The 25,637-nt window shown below is 65.1% G+C and carries 31 protein-coding genes; 7 read left to right on the forward strand and 24 right to left on the reverse strand.

Annotation, left to right across the window (positions count from 1 at the left end; all coding sequences use genetic code 11):
• The 22 genes from rplR to rpsL all read right to left on the reverse strand — a co-directional run bounded on the left by rplR (nucleotide 1) and on the right by rpsL (nucleotide 13,028).
• Nucleotides 1-360 (reverse strand): 50S ribosomal protein L18, encoded by a 360-nt coding sequence (gene rplR / locus J0A91_RS22705; protein ID WP_069206796.1) that lies wholly within the window; start codon nucleotides 358-360, stop codon nucleotides 1-3.
• On the reverse strand, nucleotides 360-893 hold the full coding sequence (gene rplF, locus J0A91_RS22710) for a 50S ribosomal protein L6 (protein ID WP_069206797.1): 534 nt from the start codon (nucleotides 891-893) through the stop codon (nucleotides 360-362). Before rplF ends, rplR begins: the two co-directional genes overlap by 1 nt.
• Nucleotides 893-1,288, reverse strand: a complete 396-nt coding sequence (gene rpsH / locus J0A91_RS22715; RefSeq protein ID WP_069206798.1) for a 30S ribosomal protein S8 — start codon at nucleotides 1,286-1,288, stop codon at nucleotides 893-895. The genes rplF and rpsH overlap by 1 nt, the downstream gene beginning before the upstream one ends.
• Nucleotides 1,289-1,298: 10 nt before the next feature.
• Entirely contained in the window at nucleotides 1,299-1,604 is a 306-nt protein-coding gene (rpsN, locus tag J0A91_RS22720) for a 30S ribosomal protein S14 (RefSeq protein ID WP_069206799.1), read from the reverse strand.
• Nucleotide 1,605: 1 nt separating this feature from the next.
• A complete protein-coding gene (gene rplE / locus J0A91_RS22725; protein ID WP_083224870.1) occupies nucleotides 1,606-2,187 on the reverse strand; it encodes a 50S ribosomal protein L5 in 582 nt (193 codons plus the stop codon).
• Complete coding sequence (gene rplX, locus J0A91_RS22730) at nucleotides 2,180-2,497, reverse strand: 50S ribosomal protein L24 (protein WP_069206801.1); 318 nt, start codon at nucleotides 2,495-2,497, stop codon at nucleotides 2,180-2,182. The genes rplE and rplX overlap by 8 nt, the downstream gene beginning before the upstream one ends.
• Nucleotides 2,497-2,865 (reverse strand): 50S ribosomal protein L14, encoded by a 369-nt coding sequence (rplN, locus tag J0A91_RS22735; RefSeq protein ID WP_069206802.1) that lies wholly within the window; start codon nucleotides 2,863-2,865, stop codon nucleotides 2,497-2,499. The genes rplX and rplN overlap by 1 nt, the downstream gene beginning before the upstream one ends.
• Nucleotides 2,866-2,924: 59 nt before the next feature.
• On the reverse strand, nucleotides 2,925-3,197 hold the full coding sequence (gene rpsQ / locus J0A91_RS22740; RefSeq protein ID WP_069206803.1) for a 30S ribosomal protein S17: 273 nt from the start codon (nucleotides 3,195-3,197) through the stop codon (nucleotides 2,925-2,927).
• A 10-nt stretch (nucleotides 3,198-3,207) separates the two neighbouring features.
• Entirely contained in the window at nucleotides 3,208-3,414 is a 207-nt protein-coding gene (rpmC, locus tag J0A91_RS22745) for a 50S ribosomal protein L29 (RefSeq protein ID WP_069206804.1), read from the reverse strand.
• Between the two features lies 1 nt (nucleotide 3,415).
• The gene (gene rplP, locus J0A91_RS22750) at nucleotides 3,416-3,850 is read right to left on the reverse strand and encodes a 50S ribosomal protein L16 (RefSeq protein ID WP_069206805.1); all 435 of its coding nucleotides are present in this window, start codon (nucleotides 3,848-3,850) and stop codon (nucleotides 3,416-3,418) included.
• A 10-nt stretch (nucleotides 3,851-3,860) separates the two neighbouring features.
• Nucleotides 3,861-4,568, reverse strand: a complete 708-nt coding sequence (rpsC, locus tag J0A91_RS22755; RefSeq protein WP_069206806.1) for a 30S ribosomal protein S3 — start codon at nucleotides 4,566-4,568, stop codon at nucleotides 3,861-3,863.
• Nucleotides 4,568-4,945 (reverse strand): 50S ribosomal protein L22, encoded by a 378-nt coding sequence (gene rplV / locus J0A91_RS22760; protein WP_069206807.1) that lies wholly within the window; start codon nucleotides 4,943-4,945, stop codon nucleotides 4,568-4,570. The genes rpsC and rplV overlap by 1 nt, the downstream gene beginning before the upstream one ends.
• Entirely contained in the window at nucleotides 4,945-5,220 is a 276-nt protein-coding gene (gene rpsS / locus J0A91_RS22765; RefSeq protein ID WP_010164582.1) for a 30S ribosomal protein S19, read from the reverse strand. Before rpsS ends, rplV begins: the two co-directional genes overlap by 1 nt.
• Nucleotides 5,221-5,223: 3 nt before the next feature.
• Nucleotides 5,224-6,078: a 50S ribosomal protein L2 gene (gene rplB, locus J0A91_RS22770; protein ID WP_069206808.1), complete on the reverse strand. Its 855-nt coding sequence runs from the start codon at nucleotides 6,076-6,078 to the stop codon at nucleotides 5,224-5,226.
• Between the two features lie 4 nt (nucleotides 6,079-6,082).
• A complete protein-coding gene (locus J0A91_RS22775) occupies nucleotides 6,083-6,397 on the reverse strand; it encodes a 50S ribosomal protein L23 (RefSeq protein ID WP_069206809.1) in 315 nt (104 codons plus the stop codon).
• Nucleotides 6,390-7,016, reverse strand: coding sequence for a 50S ribosomal protein L4 (gene rplD, locus J0A91_RS22780; RefSeq protein WP_069206810.1), 627 nt, complete (start codon nucleotides 7,014-7,016; stop codon nucleotides 6,390-6,392). Before rplD ends, J0A91_RS22775 begins: the two co-directional genes overlap by 8 nt.
• 2 nt (nucleotides 7,017-7,018) lie before the next feature.
• Nucleotides 7,019-7,774 (reverse strand): 50S ribosomal protein L3, encoded by a 756-nt coding sequence (rplC, locus tag J0A91_RS22785; RefSeq protein WP_069207594.1) that lies wholly within the window; start codon nucleotides 7,772-7,774, stop codon nucleotides 7,019-7,021.
• A gap of 207 nt (nucleotides 7,775-7,981) precedes the next feature.
• The gene (gene rpsJ / locus J0A91_RS22790) at nucleotides 7,982-8,290 is read right to left on the reverse strand and encodes a 30S ribosomal protein S10 (protein WP_069206811.1); all 309 of its coding nucleotides are present in this window, start codon (nucleotides 8,288-8,290) and stop codon (nucleotides 7,982-7,984) included.
• Between the two features lie 194 nt (nucleotides 8,291-8,484).
• Nucleotides 8,485-9,678 carry an elongation factor Tu gene (gene tuf / locus J0A91_RS22795; protein WP_069206812.1) on the reverse strand — a complete coding sequence of 398 codons (1,194 nt, stop codon included), beginning with the start codon at nucleotides 9,676-9,678 and terminating at the stop codon, nucleotides 8,485-8,487.
• Between the two features lie 161 nt (nucleotides 9,679-9,839).
• Nucleotides 9,840-11,936: an elongation factor G gene (gene fusA, locus J0A91_RS22800; RefSeq protein WP_069206813.1), complete on the reverse strand. Its 2,097-nt coding sequence runs from the start codon at nucleotides 11,934-11,936 to the stop codon at nucleotides 9,840-9,842.
• Between the two features lie 188 nt (nucleotides 11,937-12,124).
• Entirely contained in the window at nucleotides 12,125-12,595 is a 471-nt protein-coding gene (rpsG, locus tag J0A91_RS22805) for a 30S ribosomal protein S7 (RefSeq protein WP_069206814.1), read from the reverse strand.
• A gap of 61 nt (nucleotides 12,596-12,656) precedes the next feature.
• A complete protein-coding gene (gene rpsL / locus J0A91_RS22810; protein WP_069206815.1) occupies nucleotides 12,657-13,028 on the reverse strand; it encodes a 30S ribosomal protein S12 in 372 nt (123 codons plus the stop codon).
• A 339-nt stretch (nucleotides 13,029-13,367) separates the two neighbouring features.
• On the opposite strand from rpsL, the gene trhO reads away from it, so the two are divergent.
• Nucleotides 13,368-14,312 (forward strand): oxygen-dependent tRNA uridine(34) hydroxylase TrhO, encoded by a 945-nt coding sequence (gene trhO, locus J0A91_RS22815; RefSeq protein WP_069206816.1) that lies wholly within the window; start codon nucleotides 13,368-13,370, stop codon nucleotides 14,310-14,312.
• 54 nt (nucleotides 14,313-14,366) lie between these two features.
• Here trhO and proS read toward each other — a convergent pair whose 3' ends face one another.
• Nucleotides 14,367-15,902, reverse strand: coding sequence for a proline--tRNA ligase (gene proS / locus J0A91_RS22820; RefSeq protein ID WP_069206817.1), 1,536 nt, complete (start codon nucleotides 15,900-15,902; stop codon nucleotides 14,367-14,369).
• Between the two features lie 221 nt (nucleotides 15,903-16,123).
• On the opposite strand from proS, the gene J0A91_RS22825 reads away from it, so the two are divergent.
• Nucleotides 16,124-17,191, forward strand: coding sequence for a catalase family peroxidase (locus tag J0A91_RS22825; protein WP_150127032.1), 1,068 nt, complete (start codon nucleotides 16,124-16,126; stop codon nucleotides 17,189-17,191).
• Nucleotides 17,191-17,841 (forward strand): cytochrome b, encoded by a 651-nt coding sequence (locus J0A91_RS22830; protein ID WP_083225010.1) that lies wholly within the window; start codon nucleotides 17,191-17,193, stop codon nucleotides 17,839-17,841. Before J0A91_RS22825 ends, J0A91_RS22830 begins: the two co-directional genes overlap by 1 nt.
• Nucleotides 17,842-17,908: 67 nt before the next feature.
• Here the strand turns inward: J0A91_RS22830 and glpK are convergent, their stop codons facing one another.
• The gene (glpK, locus tag J0A91_RS22835) at nucleotides 17,909-19,414 is read right to left on the reverse strand and encodes a glycerol kinase GlpK (protein WP_069206820.1); all 1,506 of its coding nucleotides are present in this window, start codon (nucleotides 19,412-19,414) and stop codon (nucleotides 17,909-17,911) included.
• Between the two features lie 146 nt (nucleotides 19,415-19,560).
• Here glpK and J0A91_RS22840 point away from each other — a divergent pair, with 146 nt between their 5' ends.
• The 4 genes from J0A91_RS22840 (at nucleotide 19,561) to J0A91_RS22855 (ending at nucleotide 25,592) form a co-directional block, all read left to right on the forward strand.
• On the forward strand, nucleotides 19,561-21,066 hold the full coding sequence (locus J0A91_RS22840; RefSeq protein WP_240502133.1) for a glycerol-3-phosphate dehydrogenase: 1,506 nt from the start codon (nucleotides 19,561-19,563) through the stop codon (nucleotides 21,064-21,066).
• Nucleotides 21,063-21,851, forward strand: a complete 789-nt coding sequence (locus J0A91_RS22845) for a DeoR/GlpR family DNA-binding transcription regulator (RefSeq protein ID WP_083224871.1) — start codon at nucleotides 21,063-21,065, stop codon at nucleotides 21,849-21,851. Before J0A91_RS22840 ends, J0A91_RS22845 begins: the two co-directional genes overlap by 4 nt.
• Nucleotides 21,852-21,924: 73 nt before the next feature.
• A complete protein-coding gene (locus tag J0A91_RS22850; RefSeq protein WP_069206822.1) occupies nucleotides 21,925-23,181 on the forward strand; it encodes an MFS transporter in 1,257 nt (418 codons plus the stop codon).
• Complete coding sequence (locus J0A91_RS22855) at nucleotides 23,178-25,592, forward strand: glycoside hydrolase family 31 protein (RefSeq protein ID WP_069206823.1); 2,415 nt, start codon at nucleotides 23,178-23,180, stop codon at nucleotides 25,590-25,592. The genes J0A91_RS22850 and J0A91_RS22855 overlap by 4 nt, the downstream gene beginning before the upstream one ends.
• The last annotated feature ends 45 nt before the right edge of the window (nucleotides 25,593-25,637 follow it).

Here is a 25,637-nt window from a genome sequence, read left to right on the forward strand (position 1 = left end):
TTAAAACTCCAATCCGGCTTCACGCGCGGCAGTCGCCAGCGCCTTGACGCGACCGTGGAACAGGAAGCCGCCGCGATCGAACACGACCTGCGTCACGCCAGCGGCCTTCGCCGCCTCGGCGAGCCGCGTGCCGACCGCCGTCGCCGCGTCGATGTTGGCGCCGGACGTGCCGCGCACGTCCTTCTCCAATGTCGAGGCCGAAGCGATGGTGCGGCCTGCCGCATCGTCGATCACCTGAGCGTAGATGTGCTTGCCCGAGCGATGCACCGAAAGGCGCGGCCGGCCTCCGCTGCGCGCACGAAGCGAGGAACGGTTGCGGCGGCGCCGCTTCTCGAAGAGAGACATACCCTTGGTCGACATTACTTCTTTTTCCCTTCCTTGCGGAAGATGAACTCGCCGTCGTACTTGATGCCCTTGCCCTTGTACGGCTCGGGCTTACGCCAGCGACGGACCTCTGCGGCGAGCTGGCCGACCTTCTGCTTGTCGGCACCCGAAATCTCGACCGTCGTGTTGTCGGGGGTCTTGACCTCAAGACCTTCCGGCACGTCGATGTTGACGTCGTGGCTGTAGCCGAGCTTCAGGTTGAGCACCTTGCCCTGCGCGGCGGCGCGGTAGCCCACGCCGTTGATCAGCAGCTTCTTGGTGAAGCCCGTCGTCACGCCGGTGACGAGGTTCTGAACCATCGTGCGCTGCATGCCCCAGAAAGCACGCGCCGCCTTGCTGGCGTTGGCCGGCTGCACCGAGATGCCGCCGTCCTCGAGCGTGTAGGTGATCTCTTCACGAAGCGCGAGGTGGAGGGTGCCCTTCGGTCCCTTCACGTTGAGCTTGCCGCCGTCGATCGTCGCGGTGACACCGCTTGGGATCGCGACCGGCTTCTTACCGATGCGGCTCATCAGAATACCTCCGCCAGCACTTCGCCACCGACGTTCTGCTCACGCGCTTCCGCGTCAGACAGAACACCCTTCGGCGTCGAAACGATCGTGATGCCAAGGCCGTTCATGACCCGCGGCAGTTCGGTCGAACCCGAATAGACGCGGCGGCCCGGCTTGGAGACGCGCGCGACATGCTTGATCGCGGGCTGACCCTCGAAATATTTCAGCTCGATGCGGATGCCGGCTGCAGGGCCCATCTGCTCTTCGCTGTAGCCACGGATGTAGCCTTCGCGCTGGAGCACGTCGAGCACGCGGACACGCAGCTTGGAGCCCGGCGTCAGAACCGAGTCCTTGCGCGCGCGCTGGCCGTTGCGGATGCGGGTGAGCATATCACCCAGGGGATCGGTCAATGCCATCTCGTGATCCTTACCAGCTCGACTTCGTGACGCCCGGGATCATGCCCTTGTTGGCCAGATCGCGAAGCTGCACGCGGCAGAGGCGGAACTTGCGGTAGTAAGCGCGGGGACGACCCGTCAGCTCGCACCGGTTGCGAATGCGCGTCGGATTGCCGTTGCGCGGAATCTCGGCCATCTTCAGGCGCGCGATCATGCGCTCGCCATCATCGAGCGTCGTGTCGGCGGCGATCGCCTTCAGCTTCGAATAGCGGCCGGCGTACTTCTTCACGAGCAGCTTGCGACGCTCGTTCTTGTTGATCGAACTCAGCTTTGCCATCTTATGCCGCCTTCTTTTCTGCGTCGGCTTCAATCGGGAACGGGAAACCGAACAGGCGAAGCAGCTCGCGCGCCTCGTCGTCGGTTTTCGCGGTCGTCGCGACGATCACGTCCATGCCACGGATCTGATCGACCTGGTCGTAGCTGATTTCCGGGAAGATCAACTGCTCCTTCAGGCCGCAGGCATAGTTGCCGCGTCCGTCGAAGCTCTTGTCGTTCAGTCCGCGGAAATCGCGGACGCGCGGCAGCGCGATCGTGATGAAGCGATCGAGGAATTCGTACATGCGCTCGCGACGCAGCGTGACCTTCACGCCGATCGGCATGCCTTCACGCAGCTTGAACTGCGCGATCGACTTCTTCGCCTTGGTGACGACGGGCTTCTGGCCAGCGATCAGCTCCATTTCGGTAGCCGCCTTGTCGACCTTCTTCTTGTCCTGCGTCGCTTCGCCAACGCCCATGTTCAGGACGATCTTGTCGATGCGCGGAACTTCCATCGCGTTCTTGTAACCGAACTTCTCGGTCATCGCCTTGACGATCTTCTCGTCGTAGAGGCCCTTCATCCGGGGCTTATAGGCATCAGCCACTGATCTTCTCCCCGGTCTTGACCGCGACGCGGACCTTCTTGCCGTCCTGCATCTCGAAACGGACGCGCGTCGGCTTGCCGTCGGCGGTCACGTGCGCGACGTTCGACGCATCGAGCGGCGCTTCCGAGCGCTTCAGGCCACCCTGGGGGTCGCCCTGGGTCGGCTTGGTGTGGCGGACGTGGACGTTGATGCCCGACACGACGACCTTGCCGTCCTTCGGGAACGCCTGGGTAACTTCGCCGGTGCGGCCCTTGTCCTTGCCGGACAGGACGATCACGCGGTCACCCTTCTTGATCTTGGCGGCGGCCATTACAGCACCTCCGGTGCGAGCGAGATGATCTTCATGTGCTTCTTGCCGCGCAGTTCGCGCACGACCGGGCCAAAGATACGGGTACCGATCGGCTCCTCGTTCTTGTTGACCAGCACCGCGGCGTTGCCGTCGAAGCGGATCACCGAACCGTCTGCGCGGCGAATGTCCTTCGCGGTGCGCACGATGACGGCACGATGCACGTCGCCCTTCTTGACACGGCCGCGCGGTGCGGCCTCCTTCACGCTGACGACGATGATGTCGCCCACGCCTGCAACCCGACGCTTGGAACCCCCAAGCACCTTGATGCACATAACCCGCTTCGCGCCGCTGTTGTCAGCGACCTCGAGATTGGACTGCATCTGGATCATTGATCCGCTTCCTTCTCATCTGGGGCCGATTCCGACCGGACCCCGCCTAAAAGTGACGCTTACGCGTCGACGTCGACCCGCTCCGGCGTCGCATGGGTGTTAACCCGATCGATCACCTTCCAGGTCTTGAGCCGGGAGATCGGCGCGGTCTCTTCGATCCGCACGGTTTCACCCTGCTTGTACTCGTTCGCCTCGTCATGGGCGTGATACTTCTTCGAACGGCGGATGATCTTGCCGTAGAGCGCGTGCTTGACCTTGCGCTCCACGTTCACGACCACCGTCTTGTCGCCCTTGTCCGAGACGATCAGCCCCGTCAGCACGCGCTTCGGCATGTCTAAATCCTTACTTGGCAGCCGCGTCGCGCGAGCGAGCGGTCTGCAGCGTCTTGATACGGGCGATGTCACGGCGGACTTCGCGAACCCGGCTCGGCTTTTCGAGCTGGTTGGTCGCCGCCTGGAAACGGAGGTTGAACGCCTCGCGCTTCAGGTTGCCGAGTTCCTCGGACAACTGGTCCTCAGACTTCGCCTTCAAATCGTCGATCCGTGCCATCTTACACGACTCCCAGATGCGAGGTGTCGCCAAGACGGGCGACGACCTTAACCTTGATCGGCAGCTTCATCGCCGCGCGGCTGAACGCCACTGCCGCGATATCGCCGGGCACGCCGTCCAGTTCGAACAGGATGCGGCCGGGCTTGACCCGCGCCGCCCAGAATTCCGGCGAACCCTTGCCCGAGCCCATGCGGACTTCGGCAGGCTTGCCCGAGACCGGAACGTCCGGGAACACGCGGATCCACAAACGCCCCTGGCGCTTGATGTGACGCGTGATCGCGCGGCGGGCCGCCTCGATCTGACGGGCGGTGAGCCGGTCCGGCTCCATCGCCTTCAGGCCGTAAGACCCGAAGTTGAGCGTGGTGCCACCCTTGGCGTCGCCGTGGATGCGGCCCTTGAAGGCCTTGCGGAACTTGGTCTTTTTCGGTTGCAGCATGATTCAGTCCTTAGCGACGGTCGTCGCGCGCCGGGCGCACGCCGGAGGTCTGAGCCTCCATCATGATGCGCTCCTGCGCGAGCGGGTCGTGGCCGAGGATCTCACCCTTGAAGATCCAGACCTTGACGCCGCACACGCCGTAGGCGGTGTGCGCCTGCGCTTCGGCATAATCCACGTTCGCACGCAGCGTATGAAGCGGTACCCGGCCCTCGCGATACCATTCGGTCCGCGCGATCTCGGCGCCGCCGAGACGGCCACCGCAGTTGATCCGGATACCCTCGGCGCCGAGCCGCATCGCCGACTGAACCGCACGCTTCATGGCGCGGCGGAAAGCGATACGACGCTCGAGCTGATCGGCGATGCCCTGCGCGACGAGCTTCGAATCGACTTCCGGCTTGCGGATCTCGACGATGTTCAGCGACACGTCCGACGTGGTCATCGCGCCGAGCTTCTTGCGAAGCTTCTCGATGTCCGCACCCTTCTTGCCGATGATGACACCCGGACGGGCGGCATAGATCGACACGCGGCACAGCTTGGCGGGACGCTCGATCACCACCTTGGAGATCGCCGCCTGCGGCAGCGTCTTCATGATGTACTGGCGCATCCGCAGATCTTCGAGGAGCAGACGACCGTAATCGGCGCCCTCCGCGTACCAGCGGCTGTCCCAGGTGCGGTTGATCTGCAGGCGCAGACCGATCGGGTTCGATTTCTGACCCATTATGCTTCTTCCTGCTCGCGCACGACGATGCGCAGACGGCTGAACGGCTTGAGGATGCGGGTCGACTTGCCGCGGCCGCGCGTGGCGAACCGCTTCATCACGATCGACTTGCCAACCGAAGCCTCGTGAACGACGAGCGCGTCGACATCGAGGTTATGGTTGTTCTCGGCGTTGGCGATGGCCGAAGCCAGCACCTTGCGCGCGTCGACGGCCATGCCCTTGGTCGAGAACTGCAGGATGTTCATCGCATCGCCGACCTTCTTGCCGCGAATGAGCGCGGCGACGAGGCCGAGCTTCTGCGCGGAGCCGCGGATCTGCGTACCGACCGAGAGAGCTTCCTTCTCACCGACCTTGCGGGGGGATTTCGGCTTCGACATCAGCGCTTGCCCTTCTTGTCCGCGGCATGGCCGGGGAAATAGCGCGTCGGCGCGAACTCGCCGAGCTTCATGCCCACCATGTCCTCGTTGACGGAGACCGGCACGAACTTGCGGCCATTATAGACGCTGAACGTGAGGCCGACGAATTGCGGCAGGATCGTCGAGCGGCGCGACCAGGTCTTGATCGCACCACGCGCATTGGTTTCCTGCGCGGTTTCTGCCTTCTTAAGCAGGTGAAGGTCCACGAAAGGACCCTTCCAAACGGAACGAGCCATCGTTTAGCCCTTCTTCTTCGCGTGACGCGACCGGATGATCATCTTGTCGGTCGACTTGTTGTGACGGGTGCGCGCACCCTTCGTCGGCTTGCCCCACGGCGTGACCGGATGACGGCCACCCGAAGTCCGGCCTTCACCACCGCCGTGCGGATGGTCGACCGGGTTCTTCGCGACGCCGCGCGTCAGCGGGCGCTTGCCGAGCCAGCGGTTGCGGCCGGCCTTGGCGAGATTGGTGTTGCCGTTGTCGGGGTTCGACACCGCACCGATCGTCGCCATGCAGCCTGCGTGGATATAGCGCTGCTCGCCCGAGTTCAGGCGAACCATCACCATGCCCTTGTCGCGACCGACGACCTGCACATAGGTGCCGGCCGAACGTGCGAGCTGACCACCCTTGCCGGGCTTCATCTCGACGTTGTGGACGATCGTACCGACCGGAATCTGGCCGAGCTCCATCGCGTTGCCGGGCTTCACGTCGGTCTTCTTGTCCGCGATCACCTTATCGCCAACGGCGAGGCGCTGCGGCGCGATGATGTAGGCGACTTCGCCGCCCTCGGCAGCCGAGCCGCCGTTATAGCCGATCAGCGCGATGAAAGCCGTGCGGTTGGGATCATATTCGATCCGCTCGACCGTACCCTCGACGCCCCAGTTGCGGCGCTTGAAATCGATGATCCGATAGCGCTGCTTGTGGCCGCCGGCGATGCCGCGCGAGGTGACATGGCCCTTGTTGTTGCGGCCACCGGTCTTGCGCTTGCCTTCGGTCAGCGCCTTGACGGGGCCGCCCTTGTGCAGGCCGGAACGGTCGACCAGGATGAGACCACGCCGCGCCGGGCTCGTCGGGTTATAATGTTTCAATGCCATCGGATCAGATCCCCGTCGTCACGTCGATGGACTGGCCGTCCTTCAACGTCACGATCGCTTTCTTGACGTCGGAGCGCGTATAGTCCGCGCCCTTCCACTTCTTGGTCTTGCCCTTCTGGACAATGGTGTTCACGCCAGTGACGTTCACCCCGAACAGCGCCTCGACCGCAGCCTTGATTTCAGGCTTGGTGGCGTCGTTCGCAACCTTGAACACGACGGCGTTGTGCTCGGAGAGCAGGGTCGCCTTTTCGGTGATGTGCGGCGCAACGATCACGTCGTAATGACGGACCGCGATATCGCCCTTCTGCTTCTTAGCCATTGAAGCGCGCCTCCAGCTTTTCAACGGCAGCGCGGGTGAGAACCAGCGTGTCGTGCTTCAGAATGTCATAGACGTTGGCGCCGGCGGCCGGCAGCACGTTGATCGTCGAGAGGTTGCCAGCGGCGAGAACGAACGTCGTCTCAACCGTGTCACCGTCGATGACCAGCGCGGTCTTGCCGGTGCCGAGCTTGGCCCAGTCGGCGATCAGCGTCTTGGTCTTGCCCTCGGCAACCGCGAGGCTGTCGAGGATCACCAGCGAGCCAGCCTTGGCGTGGCTGCTGAGCGCCATCTTGAGACCCAGCGCGCGGATCTTCTTGTTCAGCGACGGATTGAAGTCGCGGGTCCGTTGACCGTGCGCCTTACCACCACCGACGAAGATCGGAGCGCGGCGATCGCCGTGACGTGCCGTACCGCCGCCCTTCTGGCGACCGAACTTCTTGCCGGTGCGGGCAACGTCGGCGCGCTCGCGCGTGCCGCTTGCGGTCGCACGACGCTTTTCAAGCTGCCAGGTGACGACGCGGTGCAGGATGTCGCCGCGCGGATCGAGGCCGAAGACCTCGTCGTTGAGCTCGATATCGCTTTCCGCGGTATCGGCGAAGGATTGAAGCTTAACCTTCACGATCAGCCCTCCTGGCCGTCGGTGGCCGCTGCGTCGTCCACCGTTTCGGCGGGCGTCTCTGCGGGCGCATCGTTGTTGTTCTGAGCGGCCTTGAGGCCGGCGGGATACGGAGCAGCCTCGGGGCGTGCGATCTTGACCGCGTCCTTGACGAGCAGCCAGCCGCCCTTCGAGCCAGGCACCGAGCCCTTGACGAAGATCAGGCCGCGCTCGACGTCGGTCGAAACGATCTCGAGGTTCTGCTGGGTGCGCTGCGCATCACCCATGTGGCCGGCCATCTTCTTGTTCTTGAAGACCTTGCCCGGATCCTGACGCTGGCCGGTCGAACCGAGCGAGCGGTGCGACACCGAGACGCCGTGGGTGGCGCGAAGGCCGCCGAAGCCCCAGCGCTTCATGCCGCCCTGGAAGCCCTTGCCCTGCGTGTACCCCTGAACGTCGACGATCTGGCCAGCGACATAGTGATCGGCCGAAATCTCGGCGCCGACCTCGAGGACGGCGTCCTCGGCGACACGGAATTCGCGGACGATCGCTTTGGGCTCGACTTCGGCTTTGCCGAAGTGGCCGCGCTGCGGCTTGGCGACATTCTTTGCTTTAGCAACGCCGGCACCCAACTGGACGGCGACATACCCATCACGATCGGCCTCGCGAACGGCCACGACCTGGAGATTGTCGAGCTGCAGAACGGTTACCGGCACATGCCGACCATCGTCCTGGAACAGACGCGTCATCCCCAATTTCTTCGCGATCACGCCAGTGCGCATGATCTGATCCCTTTCCATAACAGAGGCACGCCACGGACGATTCCGTAGCGTGCGTGCTCAACCCGAAAACATTTATACTGCGTCGGCCCCGACCCGGGCTGGCGCCTCCTGAAAGCAGGAGGCATGTCGGGGGACGCAGACCCGGACAAGTCCGGCGGTATCCCTATCTGCCCCGGTTACGGGGCCGAATCTCTTGGAGCGGCGCGTTTACGCGAGCTTGATCTCAACGTCAACACCAGCAGCGAGGTCGAGCTTCATCAGCGCGTCCACCGTCTGCGGGGTCGGCTGCACGATGTCGAGCAGGCGCTTGTAGGTACGCGTCTCGAACTGCTCGCGCGACTTCTTGTCGATGTGCGGGCCGCGGTTGACCGTGAACTTGTCGATGTGAGTCGGCAAAGGAATCGGGCCACGGATGAGTGCGCCGGTGCGACGGGCGGTGTCGGCGATGTCGCCGGCAGCCTGATCGAGCACGCGATGATCGAACGCCTTAAGGCGAATGCGGATGTTGCTGTCCATGTACCCTACCAATGCGAAAGAGCGGGGTGACTTTCCCCGACCGCGAGACCGGCAATCGCCGGGACTCGGGCCGAAGGGCCACCGCTGGTTGTTCAGTTCAAAACCGGAGGCGGGCCATTACAGCGGCCTCCTACAAAAAGCAACCGCCCGCGCCTCCAGGGAGGCACGGGCGGCGACTTTTTTTTAGCGTGAGATTACTTCGTGATACCGCTGACGATACCCGAACCAACCGTGCGACCGCCCTCGCGGATCGTGAAGCGCTGGCCCACGTCCATGGCGATCGGTGCGATCAGCTTCACGCCGAGTGCGATGTTGTCGCCAGGCATGACCATCTCGGTGCCCTCGGGCAGCTCGACGGTGCCGGTCACGTCCGTGGTACGGAAGTAGAACTGCGGACGATAGTTGGCGAAGAACGGCGTGTGACGGCCACCCTCGTCCTTCGACAGCACGTACACTTCCGACGAAAAGTCGGTGTGCGGCTTGATCGAGCCGGGCTTGCAGAGAACCTGGCCACGCTCGACCTCTTCACGGCCGACGCCGCGGATCAGCGCGCCGATGTTGTCGCCTGCCTGGCCCTGGTCGAGCAGCTTGCGGAACATTTCGACGCCCGTGACGGTGGTCTTGCGAACCGCCGGGTGAATGCCGACGATCTCGACTTCCTCGCCGACCTTCACGATGCCGGTCTCGACGCGGCCGGTGACGACCGTGCCACGACCCGAGATCGAGAACACGTCTTCGATCGGCATCATGAACGGCTTGTCGAGCGGACGCTCGGGCTGCGGCAGATAGGTGTCGACCGCTTCCATCAGCTTCAGAACGGCGTCATGGCCGATTTCCGGCGTGACGTCGTTGAGCGCAGCAACAGCCGAACCCTGAATGACGGGGATGTTGTCACCGTCGAAATCATACGACGAGAGCAGCTCGCGGATTTCCAGCTCGACGAGCTCGAGGATTTCGGCGTCGTCGACCAGATCGACCTTGTTCATGAACACGACCATCGTCGGCACACCGACCTGACGGGCGAGCAGGATGTGCTCGCGGGTCTGCGGCATCGGGCCGTCGGTCGCCGAAACGACGAGGATCGCGCCGTCCATCTGCGCCGCGCCGGTGATCATGTTCTTCACATAATCGGCGTGACCCGGGCAATCGACGTGCGCGTAGTGGCGTGCCAGCGTCTCGTACTCGACGTGTGCGGTCGAGATCGTGATGCCGCGCTCGCGCTCCTCAGGAGCCTTGTCGATGTTGGCATAGCTGGTGAACGTGGCGCCGCCGGTCTCGGCCAGAACCTTCGTGATCGCTGCCGTGAGCGAGGTCTTACCATGATCGACGTGACCGATGGTGCCGATGTTGAGATGCGGCTTAGTCCGCTCGAACTTTGCTTTAGCCATGATTCCCTACCTTAATTGATCGTTTCCGTGCCGGGATTGCCGCGCGAAAGCGGCCCCATAGCGGCTCAAAATGAATTGCGCCAGCCCTGCGTGCATCAGCATGCAACGTCAAGCGCCTTGTGGATCGGCACGCGGGCCTGAGCGCCGCGTGCCGGCCCACGTCAGGCCAGCTTCGCCTTGACTTCGTCCGCCACGTTCGCGGGAACTTCGTCATAATGCGAGAACTGCATGCTGTACTGTGCACGGCCCTGGCTGAACGAGCGGAGCGCGTTCACGTAGCCGAACATGTTCGCCAGCGGCACCATCGCCTCGACGGTCTGCGCGTTGCCGCGGCTGTCGGTGCCCTGGATCTGGCCACGACGGCTGTTCATGTCGCCGATGACGTCGCCGAGATAATCCTCGGGGGTGACGACTTCGACCTTCATGATCGGCTCGAGCAGCTTGATCCCGGCCTTCTGGGCAACTTCGCGCATCGCTGCGCGACCGGTGATTTCGAACGCCAGCGCCGACGAATCGACGTCATGGTAGGCGCCGTCATACAGCAGGATCTCGAAGTCGATGATCGGGAAACCGACCAGCGAACCCGTGGCCGCCGTTTCGCGGAAGCCCTTTTCGATCGCCGGGATATATTCCTTCGGAATGTTACCGCCCTTGATCTCATCCTTGAAGATGATGCCCGAACCGCGCTCGCCCGGCGTGACCTTGACCTTCACGCGACCGAACTGACCGGTGCCGCCCGACTGCTTCTTGTGGGTGTAATCCACATCGACCGGCTTGCCGAGATACTCGCGGTACGCAACCTGCGGCGCGCCGACGTTCGCTTCGACCTTGAACTCGCGCTTCATGCGATCGACGAGGATTTCGAGGTGAAGCTCGCCCATGCCCTTGATGATCGTCTGGCCGCTTTCGGCGTCCGACGACACACGGAAGGACGGATCTTCGCGCGCGAGACGGTTGAGCGCGACGCCCATCTTCTCCTGGTCGGCCTTGGTCTTCGGCTCCACCGACAACTCGATCACCGGCTCGGGGAATTCCATCCGCTCGAGGATGATCGGCGCCGACGACGCGCACAGCGTGTCACCGGTGGTCGTGTCCTTCAGGCCCGCCAGCGCGACGATGTCGCCCGCATAGGCCACCTGGATGTCCTCACGCTCGTTCGCATGCATCAGCAGCATGCGGCCGACCTTTTCCTTCTTGTCCTTCACCGAGTTGATGACGGTCGAAGCGGTCTCGAGCTTGCCCGAATAGATGCGCGCGAAAGTCAGCGTGCCGACGAACGGATCGTTCATGATCTTGAACGCGAGGGCCGAGAACGGCGCCTCGTCCGACGACGGACGTTCGTCCTGCGTCTCGCCATCGAGCTTGAGGCCCTGGATGGCGGGAACGTCGAGCGGGCTCGGCAGATAATCGACGACGGCGTCGAGCAGCGGCTGCACGCCCTTGTTCTTGAACGCCGAACCGCAGGTGACGGGGACGAACGAGAAGTTGAGCGTGCCCTTGCGGATCAGCTTCTTGAGGTCGGCCGCGCTCGGCTCGTTGCCCTCGAGATAAGCTTCCATCAGCTCGTCGTCCTGCTCGACGGCCATCTCGATCAGCTCGGAACGCGCGGTCGCGGCGGCATCGGCGTACTCAGCCGGAATGTCCTTATACTCGAACTTCGCGCCGAGCGATTCTTCGAGCCAGACGATCGCGCGGTTGTTGACCAGATCGATCAGGCCCTTGAAGTCGCCTTCGAGGCCGATCGGAAGGTACAGCACCGCCGGACGCGCACCGAGACGATCCTTGATCATGTCGACGCAGCGAACGAACGAGGCACCGGTACGATCGAGCTTGTTGACGAAGCACATCCGCGGAACCTTGTACTTTTCCGCCTGGCGCCACACCGTCTCCGACTGCGGCTCGACACCGGCAACGCCGTCGAAACACGCGACCGCGCCGTCGAGCACGCGCAGCGAACGCTCGACTTCGATCGTGAAATCGACGTGGCCCGGCGTGTCGATGATGTTGATGAGGTGCTCTTCGCCCTTGCCGTCTTCAGCACGCCACTTGCAGGTGGTCGCAGCCGACGTGATCGTGATGCCGCGCTCCTGCTCCTGGACCATCCAGTCCATCGTCGCGGTGCCTTCATGCACTTCGCCGATCTTGTAGGACTTGCCGGTGTAATAGAGGATGCGCTCGGTCGTCGTCGTCTTGCCGGCGTCGATATGCGCCATGATGCCGATGTTGCGATAGCGGTCGAGCGGATGGCTGCGGGCCATGATGCGTCACTCCTGGGTGCCTGGACGGCGGTAAAAACGGGCGGCGGGAGGGTTCCCGAACGCGCCACGCCGCGCGATAGCGGCTGGACGCGGACGGTGGAATACAAATGTGGGGGCGAGACCTCCCGGCCTCGCCACCCATATAAGGGATCACGACAGGTCTTACAAACCCGCCATGATCGGTATGCTTACCAGCGGTAGTGCGAGAAGGCGCGGTTGGCTTCCGCCATACGGTGCGTGTCTTCGCGCTTCTTCACCGCGTTGCCGCGGTTGTTCGACGCGTCGAGCAGCTCGCCCGAGAGCCGTGCCGACATGGTGTTCTCGCTGCGCGAGCGCGCTGCGGTGATCAGCCAGCGGATCGCAAGGGCCTGCGCACGCTCGGGACGAACCTCGACCGGCACCTGGTACGTCGCACCACCGACACGGCGGCTGCGGACCTCGATGCCCGGCTTCACGTTCGCCAGCGCGTCGTGGAACACGCCGATCGGGTCTTTCTTCGCACGCTGCTCGACAGTGGCGAGCGCGGTGTAGACGATCCCTTCGGCGACGGACTTCTTGCCGTCCAGCATCACGCTGTTCATGAACTTGGAGAGAACCTCGTCCCCGTACTGGGGATCAGGCAGGATGACCCGCTTTTCGGGCCTGCGACGACGTGCCATTTCAAATTCCTTATCTGTGCTTCAGCTAATCCGGAACACGTCCGGGGCTTACTCTGGCGAGTTACTTAGGACGCTTGGCGCCGTACTTCGAACGCGACTGCTTGCGATCCTTGACGCCCTGTGTGTCGAGCACACCGCGCAGAACGTGGTAGCGCACGCCGGGAAGATCGCGAACGCGGCCGCCGCGGATCAGCACGACCGAGTGCTCCTGCAGGTTGTGGCCCTCGCCCGGGATGTAGCTGATGACTTCGCGCTGGTTGGTCAGGCGGACCTTGGCCACCTTGCGCAGCGCCGAGTTCGGCTTCTTCGGGGTCGTCGTGTAGACGCGCGTGCAAACGCCGCGCTTCTGAGGATTGGCTTCCATCGCAGGAACCTTGGACTTGGCTTTCTGCGGATCGCGGCCCTTGCGGACCAACTGGTTGATCGTCGGCATGAATCTCTTCACCTTGGAATATTGGTTACTTTGCTGGAGCCATTACGCCCCCCCGAACAATTTGGGGAATACAAAAGGGCCTTCGAGAATCGTGTGATTCCCCCTGGCCCTGAATGCATCCAGCAATGTTCAAGCACCCACACGAGAGTGTTAGTCCTCATGCGAGCAGCGGCGCCTATACAAGCGGACTCGAATACGGTCAATGCCACGGGCGACGCCGTGCATCGCCCCGGCGGCGTTGCATGGCCCGGCACCCCGCTCGCCCCAGATCCGGTGCCCGGCCTGCACCGGCGACGCGACTTTTGACGGCACCCGGCAAACTATTCTAGCGAGCGGCCGATGACCACCCCCCTGCCCGTTCGCGTCGCCGCTCTGTACCGATTCGCCCGATTCGACGACCCCGCCGCGCTGCGCGCATCGCTGTACGATCTCTGCGCGCGGCGCGGCGTGAAGGGCACGCTGCTGCTCGCCCGCGAGGGGATCAACGGCACGATCGCGGGCAGCGATGCCGCGATCGAGGACCTCGTCGCAGCGATCCGCGCCCTGCCGGGTTGCGCGGAAGCCGAGATCAAGTTCGCGCGTGCCGCCGAGATGCCGTTCCACCGGCTCAAGGTCCGGCTCAAGCGCGAGATCGTGACGATGGGCGAACCCGAGATCGATCCGCTCGAAGATGTCGGCACCTATGTCGCGCCCGCCGAGTGGAACGCGCTGATCGCACGCCCCGATACGGTGGTGATCGACACCCGCAACGCTTACGAGGTGCGCGTCGGCAGCTTCACCGGTGCACTCGACCCTGGCACCGACACGTTCAGCGATTTCCCCGGCTGGTTCCGCGAACACAAGCAGGACCTCGCGGGCAAGACGATCGCGATGTTCTGCACCGGTGGCATCCGCTGCGAAAAGGCGACCGCGTTCGTCAAGGCGCAGGGCTTCGATTCGGTGTTCCACCTGCATGGCGGCATCCTCAAATATCTCGAGGAGGTGCCCGCCGCCGAGAGCCGCTGGCAGGGTGAATGCTTCGTGTTCGACGAACGCGTCGCGGTCGGCCACGGCCTCGCGCCCGGCAGCCACGCGCTGTGCCGCGCATGCCGTATGCCGGTCAGCCCTGAGGATCGGGCCTCGCCGCTGTACGAGGAAGGGGTGAGTTGCCCCGCCTGCCACGGTACGCGCGACGCCACCAAACGGGCCAATCTGGCCGAACGCCACCGCCAGGTGAAACTCGCCGAGTCGCGTGGCGAGGCGCATGTCGGTGCGACCGCTGCAAAGCGCGGCACGCTTTCTTGAGGGCGTAGGTAAAAGCCATACACGTCGCCCCGGCCTTCGCCGGGGCGACGGTGGTTAGTAAGACCGTCCGACGATCACCCGCTCCACCGCCGCGTCACCAGTGAACACACATGCGCCATCGACCGGCGCGGCATTGGCGGGAACGTTGCGCAGCGTCAGCTTGAGCGCCTTCAAACGCTCGACCACTTTCTCAAGTGCAGGGCCGGTCGGCTTCGACCATTGCACTTCGAGGAAGCCGGGGTTCTTCACGCCCTCCGCGAAGAACGCCTCGACGCCGGCGAAATCGGTCACGTCGCGCACGATGTTGGCGTCGAGCCGCGCCTTGGCGTCCGCGTAGAGCGCCTGCTGGATTTCGGCGAGCATCGCCGCCGCGCCGGCGACGAAATCGCCCTTGGCGACCACCGCGCTGTCGAGCTTTCCGTCCCCGCGGTACAGCCGGTCGCGGCGGATCACCGAGACGTTGCCGCCCGCCACGTCGCGGCCGCCGACCTCGATTACAATCGGCGCGCCCTTCTTCACCCAGCCCCACCGCTTGGTCGCAGCCTTGACCGCCTTGAGATCGAGCAAGGCGCGCACCGGCTCGCCGAGCGCGCTCAACGCACCCAGTTCGGCGCGCAACGCCTTGCAATACTCGACGATCGCCGCATCCTCGGGCTGGTCGCGCAGCATCGGCACGATCACGACCTGCCAGGGCGCGACACGCGGCGGCACGCGCAGGCCGTCGTCATCGCCGTGGACCATGATGAGCCCGCCGATCATCCGCGTCGATACGCCCCAGCTCGTCGTGTGCGCCAGCTCGACCTGACCTTCGGCATTCTGGAAGGTGATGTTCTGCGCCTTCGAGAAATTGGTACCGAGGAAATGCGAGGTGCCCGCCTGGAGCGCCTTGCCGTCCTGCATCATCGCCTCGATCGAATAGGTCGCGACCGCGCCGGGGAAGCGCTCGTTCTCGGGCTTCTCACCGGCGATCACCGGGAGCGCGACGCAATCCTCGGCGAATTCACGATAGACTTCGAGCATGCGCAGGGTTTCCTCGCGCGCTTCGGCTTCGCTGGCGTGCGCGGTATGGCCTTCCTGCCACAGGAACTCGGCGGTGCGCAGGAACATGCGCGTGCGCATTTCCCAGCGCACCACATTCGCCCATTGGTTGATGAGCACCGGCAGATCGCGCCACGATTGGACCCAGCGCGCGAAGGCGGTGCCGATCACCGTCTCCGACGTCGGGCGCACGACGAGCGGCTCCTCCAGCTTGGCGGATGGATCGGGGATCAGGCCACCCTTGCCGTCCGAGATCAGCCGGTGGTGGGTGACGACTGCCATTTCCTTGGCGAAGCCGTCGACATGCTCGGCCTCCTTCTCGAAATAGGAGAGCGGGATGAACAGCGGGAAATAGCAATTCTCATGCCCCGTCGCCTTGATGCGATCGTCGAGCAGCCGCTGCATCCGTTCCCAGATGCCATAGCCCCACGGGCGGATCACCATGCAGCCGCGCACCCCCGATTCCTCGGCCATGTCGGCCTCGGTGATGACGGTCTGATACCAGGCGGCGAAATCGGCTTCGCGCGAGACGGAAAGGGCGTGCTTTATCATGGTGCGCGCCGATAGCGCCTGGCCGCGCCCGCGTCACCCCCCGCCCCGGCTCAATCGAAGGCGTGAACCGCCGCTCATCGGACGGCCTTCGGTGTCACCGCTGGCGCGAGCCACTCCAAACCTCTGTATAGTTGTAAAACATCAAGGCTGGGGTGATCCGGGTACACGCAAAGGTTCATCCACGTGCGAAACTACGGAAAGCCAGAATGACGAGGCCATCGATGAAGAAGCAGCTTCTGCCCGCCGCGCTGATCGCGGTTGCGGTGGGCGGATCGGCGACCGCTTTCGCCTGGACCGCAGGCGTCATCGGCCCGCGCCGGGTGAGCGGCGGTACCATCGCCAACGCGCTCGAATATAACCTCGGCGGAGCCAAGACCGGTTATCGCCGCGCGCATGCCAAGGGAATCTGCTTCGCGGGCGATTTCCGCGCGAACGGCGCCGGCGCGGCACTGGCGGGGGCGAGCGTGTTGAAGCGGGGCGATACTCCGGTGATCGGCCGGTTTTCGCTTGGCGGTGGCAATCCGCTGGCGACTGACGGGCGCACCGTATTTCATGCGATGGCGCTGTTGCTGAGGACTCCCGATCGGCAGGAATGGCGGATGGCGCTGGACGACACGCCAATCTTCCCGGTGGCGACACCGGAGGATTTCGTCGCCCTGCAATATGCCAGCCGGCCCGACCCCAAGACCGGCAAGCCCGACCCGAAGCTGATGGGCGCGTTCATCAAGCAGCACCCCGAGACCAAGGCGTTTCAGGACTATCTGGCGAAGGCCGTGCTGCCCGACAGCTTCGGCAACGCGCCCTATTACAGCATCAATGCGTTCCGCTTCACCGATCCCTCCGGCACGACCCGGCTGGTGCGCTGGCAGTTCGTCCCCGAGACGCCGCTCCACGGACTCGACAAGGACACGCTCGCCAATTTGCCAAGGGATTATCTGGTCGATGCGTTCATCGCGCGCACCCGGCACACGCCCTCGCGGTGGCATCTCCAGTTGATTGTCGCCAATCCGGGCGATGTCACCGATCGCGCCACCGTGGCATGGAGCGGGCCGCACCGCACGATCGACGCCGGCGTGCTGACCATCGACCGGGCACAGACCGAGGAGCAGGGCGTTTGCCGCGACCTCAACTTCGATCCCACGATTCTTCCGCCCGGCATCGCGATCTCCGACGATCCGCTGCTGCCGGCGCGATCGAAGGCCTATGCGACATCGTTCACACGCCGCGCCGGCGAGGGGCCTGGCCCGAGCGCGGCCGGCCACGACTTCGCCCGACAGGGAGCACGATGATGCGCCGAGGTCCCCTCCACTTCGCGCCACTGCTGCGCGTCCTCCACTGGCTGATGGTGGCGATGATCGTCACCATGCTGTTCGTCGGCGTCGGCATGGTCTCCACCACGGGCCCTGCCTATGTCACGTTGCTTCACCTTCACCGCCCGCTCGGCATCGCGATCCTCGCGCTGGTCGCGTTGCGCCTTGTCGTCCGTCTCGGCACCGGCGCTCCGGCGCTTCCGCCCGATCTCGACGCGCCGCAACGGCTGGCGGCGAAGGGCTCGCATGTCCTGCTCTACGCGGCGATGTTCGCGTTGCCGCTGATCGGCTGGGGGATGCTGTCGGCAGGCGGCTATCCGGTCGCGTTGACGCCGGCGACCGTGCTTCCACCGATCCTTCCGCACGACCTGCGGCTCTACGCTGTGCTTCGTTTCGCGCACACGTGGATCGCGCTGGCGCTGTTCGGGCTGATCCTGCTCCACCTCGCGGCGGCGCTGATGCACGGGCTGATCCGCCGCGATGGCGTGCTCCAGAGCATGACCTGGGGCGATGCCAGGCACGACCGGAAGACACCGGAGCGCGCGCCGGCTCCGGCACCGGCTGCCGAGGATGAGATCGCCGCGCCCCCGCCCCCACTCGCCGAGCCGGACAGCCACGCCAGCGACTAGATGCACGCGGGCGTCTGAACCCTCCACACGTGTCGTTGGGCTGGTCCTCGCTGCAAATGTGCGGCGTTTAATCCGCCGCGGAGTGTGAAGCGCTCAAGGTGCGGCGAAGCGCGTCGTGCCAGCCGGCGACCAGCACGTCGCGCCTGTCCGCAGCCATCGCTGGCGTGAAACACCGGGCGCTCGACCAGAGCGCGGCAAGCTCCGGCAGATCCGACCATAAGCCGACCGCAAGACCAGCGAGAAAGGCGGCACCCCGCGCCGTCGTCTCGAGATCGCCCGGACGCTCGACCGGCATTTCGAGCAGATCGGCGAGGAACTGCCCAAGCCAGTCGTTCGCAGCCATGCCGCCGTCCACGCGCATCACCGCCGGCCTGGCGCCCCCGTCGGCGACCATCGCTTCGATCAGGTCCAGCGTCTGGTATCCGACCGCCTCCAGTGCCGCACGGGCGAGGTGCGCCGCGCCCGCGCCGAACGTGAGCCCGTGGATCGAGGCGCGCGCATCCGGGTCCCAATGCGGTGCGCCAAGCCCGACGAACGCCGGGACCATGTACACACCATGGCTGTCGGGCACCTGCGTCGCCATATCGTGAGTCTGGCTGGCGTGGGTGATGACGCCCAACCCGTCGCGCAGCCACTTCACCGCCGCGCCCGCCGTGAAGATCGAGCCTTCCAGCGCATAAGTGGTGCGGCCGGCAAGGCGGTAGGCGGGCGTCGTCAGCAGGCGATGGGCCGAGCGCAGCGCCTCCTCGCCGGTGTTGAGCAGCATGAAGCAGCCGGTGCCGTAGGTCGATTTGGCGCTGCCGCGCGTGAAACAGGCCTGGCCGAACAAAGCCGCTTGCTGATCGCCCGCCATGCCGGCGATCGGAATCGCCGCATCGAACAGGTCCGGCGCGGTCATCCCGTACAGATGCGCGTTGTCATGCACGTCCGGCAGCAACGCCATCGGCACGTCTAACAGCGCGCACAATTCCGCATCCCAGCACCCCCGGCGAATGTCGAATAACAGCGTGCGCGCGGCGTTGGTGACATCGGTCGCATGCACCTTTCCACCCGTCAGCCGCCACAGCAGGAAACTGTCGATCGTTCCGAAGGCAAGCTCGCCGCGTTCGGCGCGCACGCGGGCACCGGGAACATGATCGAGAATCCAGGCGAGCTTGGTGCCCGAGAAATACGGATCGAGCAACAATCCGGTGCGGTCGCGCACCATCGGCTCGGCGCCGTTCGCCTTCAGGTGCTGGCAGCGTTCGGCGGTGCGCCGGTCCTGCCAGACGATCGCACGATGAATCGTCTCGCCGGTGCGGCGATCCCACACCAACGTGGTTTCGCGCTGGTTGGTGATGCCGATCGCGGCAATGTCGGCTGCGCGCAGGCCGCTCGATGCGATCGCCTCGCGCGCGGTCGCGAGCGTGTCACGCCAGATCACCTCCGGGTCGTGCTCGACCCAGCCCGGCTCGGGATAGAGTTGAGCGAACTCGCGCTGGGCGGCTGCCACGCGCTTCGCTCGGGAGTCGAAAATCAGGCTGCGCGTCGATGTCGTCCCTTGGTCGATCGCCAGAATATGCGTGCCAGCCATAGTCGCTCTTCCGTTCGTTCGTTTTCGTTTGCACGATTTATCATTTTCATTCGCGCGTCAACGCTTTCACATTGACGTTTCTTGCGGTACAGCGAGTCGCAACGGGAGTAAGCGAACCGATGACATCGGGCACAGCGCGAGAGGAGATGATCGACCTTCTGGTCGTCGGCGGCGGCATCAACGGTGCCGGCATCGCGCGCGATGCTGCCGGCCGGGGATTGTCGGTCCTGCTGGTCGAGCAGGACGATCTCGCTGGCCACACCTCCTCCGCATCGACGAAGCTGATCCACGGCGGATTGCGCTATCTGGAATATGGCGAGTTCCGGCTGGTGCGCGAGGCGTTGATCGAACGCGAGCGGCTGTGGAAGATGGCGCCGCATATCATCTGGCCGCTTCGCTTCGTGCTGCCGCAAACCCACTCGCCCCGGCCCGCCTGGCTGGTCCGTGCCGGGCTGTTCCTGTACGATCACCTCGGCGGCCGCGATGAGCTGCCGGGCACCAAGACGGTGCGTCTCGACCGGACGGCGTATGGCGCCGGACTGTCGGCGCGGAATGGCCGTGCATTCGTCTATTCGGATTGCTGGGTGGAAGACAGCCGGCTGGTGGTGCTGAACGCACTGGACGCGGCCGAGCGTGGCGCGACGATCCTGACGCGCACCCGCCTTGTAGCGGCGATGCGCGAGGGTGACGGCTGGACTGCGACGATCACCGATGCGGCAGGCGAACGCCACGTTCGCGCCCGCGCGCTGGTCAACGCCGCCGGCCCGTGGGTGGCGGACGTGATCGGCCGTGCGGCAGGCGCCAAAAGCGAGCGTGGTGTACGCCTGATCAAAGGCAGCCATGTCGTCGTTCCCAGGCTTTACGAGGGCGATCACGCCTTCATGCTCCAGAATGCCGACCGTCGGATCGTCTTCGCCATTCCTTACGAGGGGCATTTCACGTTGCTGGGCACGACCGACCAACCCTGGGAAGGCGCGCCCGCGAAAGCCACGATCGACGCGGACGAGACCGCCTATATCCTCGAAACCGCCAATCGCTATTTCGCCCGCCAGCTCACCACGAGCGATGTCGTGTGGAGCTATGCGGGCATTCGTCCGCTCTACGACGATCGCAAGGGAAGCGCATCGGCGGTGACCCGCGACTATGTCCTCGATCTCGACGCCGGGCACGGGAAAGCGCCGTTGCTGAGTATCTTCGGCGGCAAGATCACGACCTACCGTAAACTCGCCGAACACGCATTGGGTGAACTCGCGCGGTTCTTTCCCGACACTGGCCCCGCCTGGACCGCCGACGCGGCACTCCCCGGCGGGGCGATGCCGGGCGGTGATTTCGCGCGGTTCCTAGCTGCGGCCGAGGCGGAGCGACCCAATTTTCCACGCCCGCTGCTGCGGCGGCTGGCGCGCGCCTATGGCACCCGCATCGACGAGATCCTCGGTCCGGCGGCAAGCCCGGCTGCGCTTGGTGCCGATCTGGGCGGCGGGCTGCACGAAGCGGAGATCGATTATCTCGTGCGCGCGGAATGGGCGCGCACGGCGGAGGATATCCTGTTCCGGCGCTCGAAGCTCGGCCTGCACGCACCGGCCGAGACGGCGTCTCGCCTCGACGCGCTGCTCGCCGCCCGCCCCGACCTGTCGCGGAATGCCGCGGCATGAGCGCCGCCGATACCGATGATATGGTCGTGCGGCGGCACCGTCGCATCCTGGAGCTCGCCCGCCAGACCGGCAGCGTGTCGGTGGAGGCGCTCGCCTCGCACCTCGGCGTGACGCCGCAGACGGTGCGGCGCGACCTCAACATCCTCGCCAGCCGCTCGATGCTGTCGCGCGTGCATGGCGGGGCGGTAGTTACGTCCGGGGTCGACAATCTCGATCACGACGCGCGGGGACAGGTGGCGGCGGAGGCCAAAGCTGCGATCGGCACCGCCGTCGCCCGCATCGTTCCCAACGGCGCGAGCCTGTTCATCAACATCGGCACCACCACCGAGGCGATGGCACGTGCGCTCGTCAACCATCGCGATCTGCTCGTCGTCACCAACAACTTCAACGTCGTCGATATCCTCGTCGATCAGCCGTCGATCGAAGTGATCGCGGCGGGCGGTCGAGTGCGGCCCGGCGACCGCGCGATCGTCGGCGCGCTGGCAATGGATTTCGTGCGCGCCTTCAAGGTCGATATCGCGCTGATCGGCGCGTCTGCGGTCGAACCCGACGGGACTTTGCTCGACTTCGACGTTGACGAGGTGCGCGTCGCCCAGACGATCATCGCACATGCGCGCAGCACGATTTTGGGGGTCGATCGAACCAAGTTCGGGCGGGCCGCGCCGGTGCGGATCGCCGGCCTCGACGCGATCGACCATTTTGTCACCGACCGGCTCGACGATGCGGAGCTTGCCGCCGCCTGTGCGGCGGCTGGCGTGCATGTGATCGAAACCGAGCTCGAGTGAAGCGAATACCATAAGCGCCTGAACAGCCGGTCAAAAAGAACCGGCGGTCGGATTAGAGGAAGGGGAGACGGAATTGGGGCGAGTGCGGCATCTTCGTTGGTGGATCGTGGCGCTGATCTGCGCAGGCACGGTTGCCAACTATCTCGCCCGCAACTCGCTGGGCGTGCTCGCGCCTGAGCTCAAGCTCCGGCTGGCGATGACGACGCAGCAGTACAGCTACGTCGTCGGCGCGTTTCAGTTCGCCTATACGGTGATGCAGCCGGTCGCGGGGTTCATCGTCGATCGTTTCGGTCTGCGCGCGGGCTTCGCCTTGTTCGGGGTAGCGTGGTCGCTGGCCAACATGCTTCATGCGCTGGCGTTCGGCTGGATCAGCCTTGCGCTGTTTCGCGGTTTGCTCGGTCTTGCCGAATCCGCCGCCGTGCCGTCGGGCATCAAGGCCATCGCCGAATGGTTTCCGGCGCGCGAACGGTCGGTGGCAGTGGGATGGTTCAATGCCGGTACATCGCTGGGCGCATTGATCGCACCGCCACTTGTCGTCGCGGTGTCGCTATGGGCCAATTGGCGGGTCGCTTTCGCGGTCACCGGCGCGGTCGGGCTGGTCTGGGCGGCGGCATGGTGGGTCTTCTACCGTCCGCCCAGCCAGCATCCCGCGATCACCGAAGACGAGCGCGCGCTGATCGCGGCCGATCGGCCGGCGAAACCGTCGCGCCCCGCCAGAGTGGGCGAAATCGTGCGTACATCGCGCTTCTGGATCATCGCGATCCCGCGCTTTCTCGCCGAGCCGGCGTGGCAGACGTTCAGCTTCTGGATTCCGCTGTACCTCGCGACCGAGCGCGGCATGGACCTCAAGCAGATCGCCTTGTTCGCCTGGCTGCCGTTTCTCGCCGCCGATCTGGGGGGCGTGCTTGGCGGCTATCTGTCCCCCTTCCTGATGCGCCGTGCGGGGTTGCGGCTGGTGCCGTCGCGCGTCGCCGGCGTGGTGGTCGCGGCAGTGCTGATGATCGCGCCGGGGTGCATCGGCCTCGCGGTCAGCCCGTATCTCGCCATCGCCTTGTTCTGCGTCGGCGGTTTCGCGCACCAGATGCTGTCCGTCCTCATCAACACGCTGTCCGCCGACGTCTTCACTCCCGAGGAGGTCGGCACTGCCAACGGCTTTATCGGCCAGGCGGGCTGGCTGGGCGGTCTGCTGTTTTCGCTGCTGATCGGGCAGCTTGCCGACACGATTGGCTATGCTCCGCTGTTCGCAGCTTTGTCGGTGTTCGATCTGATCGGCGCCGCCGTCTTGCTGCTCGGCATGAAGCAGCTTCGTTTGCCGGAGACCGTGCGATGAAACGCGCCACCCTGTCCGATCCGCCGCGCTTCACGCTCACCGAGCGCGCACGCGGCCGTGTCACGCTTACCGCCGACACGGGCGCGATCGCCCACGTGTTCGTCCTCGAAGAAGACGTGATGCGCTTTCTCCTGCTGCCAACCGGCGTCGTCACGAGCCCGCCAAGCTGGGCGATCGCGCCGGGCGCCGAGGACATCGCCGAACCCGGACGCGACCGGATGAGCACCGAGGATTTTTCCTGCCCGGACGCCGCCATCGCAGGCGAGGACGGCGTGCTGCGGATCGAGACCGCGCGGTTGCGGTTGACCATCCGGTTGCACGGCCTCCACTGCACCTGGGAGCAGCGCGACGGCGACGGCTGGATCGCGATGGCCGCCGACCGCCCCACCCAGGCCTATGACTTCGGCTGGTGGGACGGTCGCGCGCATCATTACGTCGCCCGCCAACCCGGCGACCGGTTCTTCGGTCTCGGCGATCGCGCCGGCGATGTCGATCGTGCCGGCCGGCGGTTTCGGCTGACCAATCTCGATCCGATGGGCTTTGACGCCGAGCATAGCGACCCGCTCTACAAGTCGATCCCCTATCTGCTCGTCGCGGACGCGGCGGGCCGCTGCCACGGCGCGTTTTACGACAGCGTCGCCGACGTGACGGTCGATCTCGGCCGCGAACTCGACAATTATCATGGCCTCTACCGCCATGTCGTTGCCGACGCCGGTGACCTCGATCTGTGGATGATCGCCGGTCCCGATCCGCTGGCGGTAACACGCCGGTTCACATGGCTGACCGGCCGCCCGGCGCTGATGCCGCTTTGGTCGCTCGGCTATTCGGGTTCAACGATGACCTATACCGACGCGCCAGATGCGTCGGCGCAGATGGCCGGCTTTCTGGAGAAATGCGCCGAGCATGATCTCGGCTGCACGTCATTTCATTTGTCGTCCGGCTATACCTCGATCGGCGACAAGCGGTACGTCTTCCACTGGAACCGCGACAAATTCCCCGATCCAGCCGCGTTCGTCACGTCCTATGCCGAAGCGGCGGTGCGTCTCGTCCCCAACATCAAGCCCGCCTTGCTGCGCAGCCACCCGCGCTATGGCGAGGTCGCCTCCGCTGGCCTGTTCGTGTCGGACGCGGACGGAACGCCGGTCGAGGCGCAATTCTGGGACGAAGTCGGCAGCTATCTCGATTTCACCAAACCCGAGGCGGCGCGCTGGTGGCGTGAGCAAGTCACGACCGCGCTGCTCGACACCGGCATCGAGGCAAGCTGGAACGACAACAACGAATATGAGCTGTGGGATTCGCGCGCGCGCTTCGCCGGCTTCGGCGCGCCCTGCGCCGCAGCGGCGATGCGCCCGGTCCAACCGATGCTGATGATGCGCGCCTCGCGCCGGGCGCAGCAGGAGGCGCGGCCCGACCGCCGCCCCTATGTGGTTACCCGCTCCGGGATGGCGGGGCTGCATCGCTACGCCCAGACGTGGAGCGGCGACAATCGCACCGAATGGAAAACTATCCGCTACAACGCGCGCCAGTCGATCGGCCTGGCGCTGTCCGGGGTTTCAAACAGCGGGCACGACATCGGTGGTTTTTCGGGACCAGCCCCCTCGCCCGAGTTGCTGGTGCGATGGGTGCAGGCTGGCGTGCTGATGCCGCGCTTCAGCATCCACAGTTGGAACGACGACCGCACCGTGAACGAGCCGTGGATGTACCCCGAGGTACTTCCTGCGATCCGGCGGCTGATGGCGCTGCGCCAGACGCTGCTGCCGTTCCTGTACGACCTGCTCCACCGCTATCACACGGAGTACGAGCCGATGGTGCGGCCAACCTGGCTCGACTTTCCAGGTGACCCGCTCTGCTGGGCTGAGAGCGACGATCATCTGCTTGGGCCGGCCCTGCTGGTGCCGCTGGTCTGCGAGCCGGGGGTGACGATGCGCAGTCTACGGCTGCCCGCGGGAGCTGACTGGATCGACGTCTGGTCCGGCGAGAGGGCCGCTGGCGGGCACATGATCACGCTCGACGCTCCGCTGGACGGGCCGCCGCCGCTCCTTGCGCGGGCAGGCACGGCGATGCTTGTCGACCTCGCGGTCGGCGGCTGGCGGCCCCGGCCCTACCAGCGCGGCCTGTGGCTGTTTCCGCCACGAGCCGGAGCCTTTGCCTGCGACGCGCTTGAAGACGCCGGCGACGGGGACGGTCCGGTCGATCGGTGGCGTCTGAGCGGTAGCGCCGACGCCGCGCGGATCGACGTTACGCTGGGCCGCGAAGGTCCAGGCACGATCGGCGACGGCCGCGTGGCGCTGCTGCTTCCGCCGGGAGATCGTCGGACGCTGCTGGTCAACGGCGGCGAAGGTGAGCGCGTGACCATCGACGGCCGCGACGGCGTACTCCTGACGATACGGCCGGGAGAACACCCGCGCTGACCCAACGACCGGATCGATCTTTCACAACCACGCCGCCGACAGTGA

The sequence above is a fragment of the Sphingomonas panacis genome, from assembly GCF_001717955.1.
Taxonomy (GTDB): domain Bacteria; phylum Pseudomonadota; class Alphaproteobacteria; order Sphingomonadales; family Sphingomonadaceae; genus Sphingomonas; species Sphingomonas panacis.

Coding starts and splice junctions, on each gene's coding strand:
- rpsJ (WP_069206811.1), bottom strand. CDS start 8,290: ATGGACAGCAACATCCGCATTCGCCTTAAGGCGTTCGATCATCGCGTG.
- J0A91_RS22830 (WP_083225010.1), top strand. CDS start 17,191: ATGCGCCGAGGTCCCCTCCACTTCGCGCCACTGCTGCGCGTCCTCCAC.
- rplF (WP_069206797.1), bottom strand. CDS start 893: ATGAGCCGCATCGGTAAGAAGCCGGTCGCGATCCCAAGCGGTGTCACC.
- proS (WP_069206817.1), bottom strand. CDS start 15,902: ATGATAAAGCACGCCCTTTCCGTCTCGCGCGAAGCCGATTTCGCCGCC.
- fusA (WP_069206813.1), bottom strand. CDS start 11,936: ATGGCCCGCAGCCATCCGCTCGACCGCTATCGCAACATCGGCATCATG.
- rplN (WP_069206802.1), bottom strand. CDS start 2,865: ATGATCCAGATGCAGTCCAATCTCGAGGTCGCTGACAACAGCGGCGCG.
- rpsL (WP_069206815.1), bottom strand. CDS start 13,028: ATGCCGACGATCAACCAGTTGGTCCGCAAGGGCCGCGATCCGCAGAAA.
- rplV (WP_069206807.1), bottom strand. CDS start 4,945: ATGTCGAAGCCGAAATCCCCCCGCAAGGTCGGTGAGAAGGAAGCTCTC.
- tuf (WP_069206812.1), bottom strand. CDS start 9,678: ATGGCTAAAGCAAAGTTCGAGCGGACTAAGCCGCATCTCAACATCGGC.
- rpsH (WP_069206798.1), bottom strand. CDS start 1,288: ATGGCATTGACCGATCCCCTGGGTGATATGCTCACCCGCATCCGCAAC.
- J0A91_RS22825 (WP_150127032.1), top strand. CDS start 16,124: ATGAAGAAGCAGCTTCTGCCCGCCGCGCTGATCGCGGTTGCGGTGGGC.
- rplB (WP_069206808.1), bottom strand. CDS start 6,078: ATGGCATTGAAACATTATAACCCGACGAGCCCGGCGCGGCGTGGTCTC.
- J0A91_RS22845 (WP_083224871.1), top strand. CDS start 21,063: ATGAGCGCCGCCGATACCGATGATATGGTCGTGCGGCGGCACCGTCGC.
- trhO (WP_069206816.1), top strand. CDS start 13,368: ATGACCACCCCCCTGCCCGTTCGCGTCGCCGCTCTGTACCGATTCGCC.
- rplP (WP_069206805.1), bottom strand. CDS start 3,850: ATGCTGCAACCGAAAAAGACCAAGTTCCGCAAGGCCTTCAAGGGCCGC.
- J0A91_RS22775 (WP_069206809.1), bottom strand. CDS start 6,397: ATGGCTAAGAAGCAGAAGGGCGATATCGCGGTCCGTCATTACGACGTG.
- rplR (WP_069206796.1), bottom strand. CDS start 360: ATGTCGACCAAGGGTATGTCTCTCTTCGAGAAGCGGCGCCGCCGCAAC.
- glpK (WP_069206820.1), bottom strand. CDS start 19,414: ATGGCTGGCACGCATATTCTGGCGATCGACCAAGGGACGACATCGACG.
- rplX (WP_069206801.1), bottom strand. CDS start 2,497: ATGGCCGCCGCCAAGATCAAGAAGGGTGACCGCGTGATCGTCCTGTCC.
- rplC (WP_069207594.1), bottom strand. CDS start 7,774: ATGCGCACTGGCGTGATCGCGAAGAAATTGGGGATGACGCGTCTGTTC.
- rpmC (WP_069206804.1), bottom strand. CDS start 3,414: ATGGCACGGATCGACGATTTGAAGGCGAAGTCTGAGGACCAGTTGTCC.
- J0A91_RS22855 (WP_069206823.1), top strand. CDS start 23,178: ATGAAACGCGCCACCCTGTCCGATCCGCCGCGCTTCACGCTCACCGAG.
- rpsS (WP_010164582.1), bottom strand. CDS start 5,220: ATGGCTCGTTCCGTTTGGAAGGGTCCTTTCGTGGACCTTCACCTGCTT.
- rpsG (WP_069206814.1), bottom strand. CDS start 12,595: ATGGCACGTCGTCGCAGGCCCGAAAAGCGGGTCATCCTGCCTGATCCC.
- rpsN (WP_069206799.1), bottom strand. CDS start 1,604: ATGGCAAAGCTGAGTTCGATCAACAAGAACGAGCGTCGCAAGCTGCTC.
- rpsQ (WP_069206803.1), bottom strand. CDS start 3,197: ATGCCGAAGCGCGTGCTGACGGGGCTGATCGTCTCGGACAAGGGCGAC.
- J0A91_RS22840 (WP_240502133.1), top strand. CDS start 19,561: ATGATCGACCTTCTGGTCGTCGGCGGCGGCATCAACGGTGCCGGCATC.
- rpsC (WP_069206806.1), bottom strand. CDS start 4,568: ATGGGTCAGAAATCGAACCCGATCGGTCTGCGCCTGCAGATCAACCGC.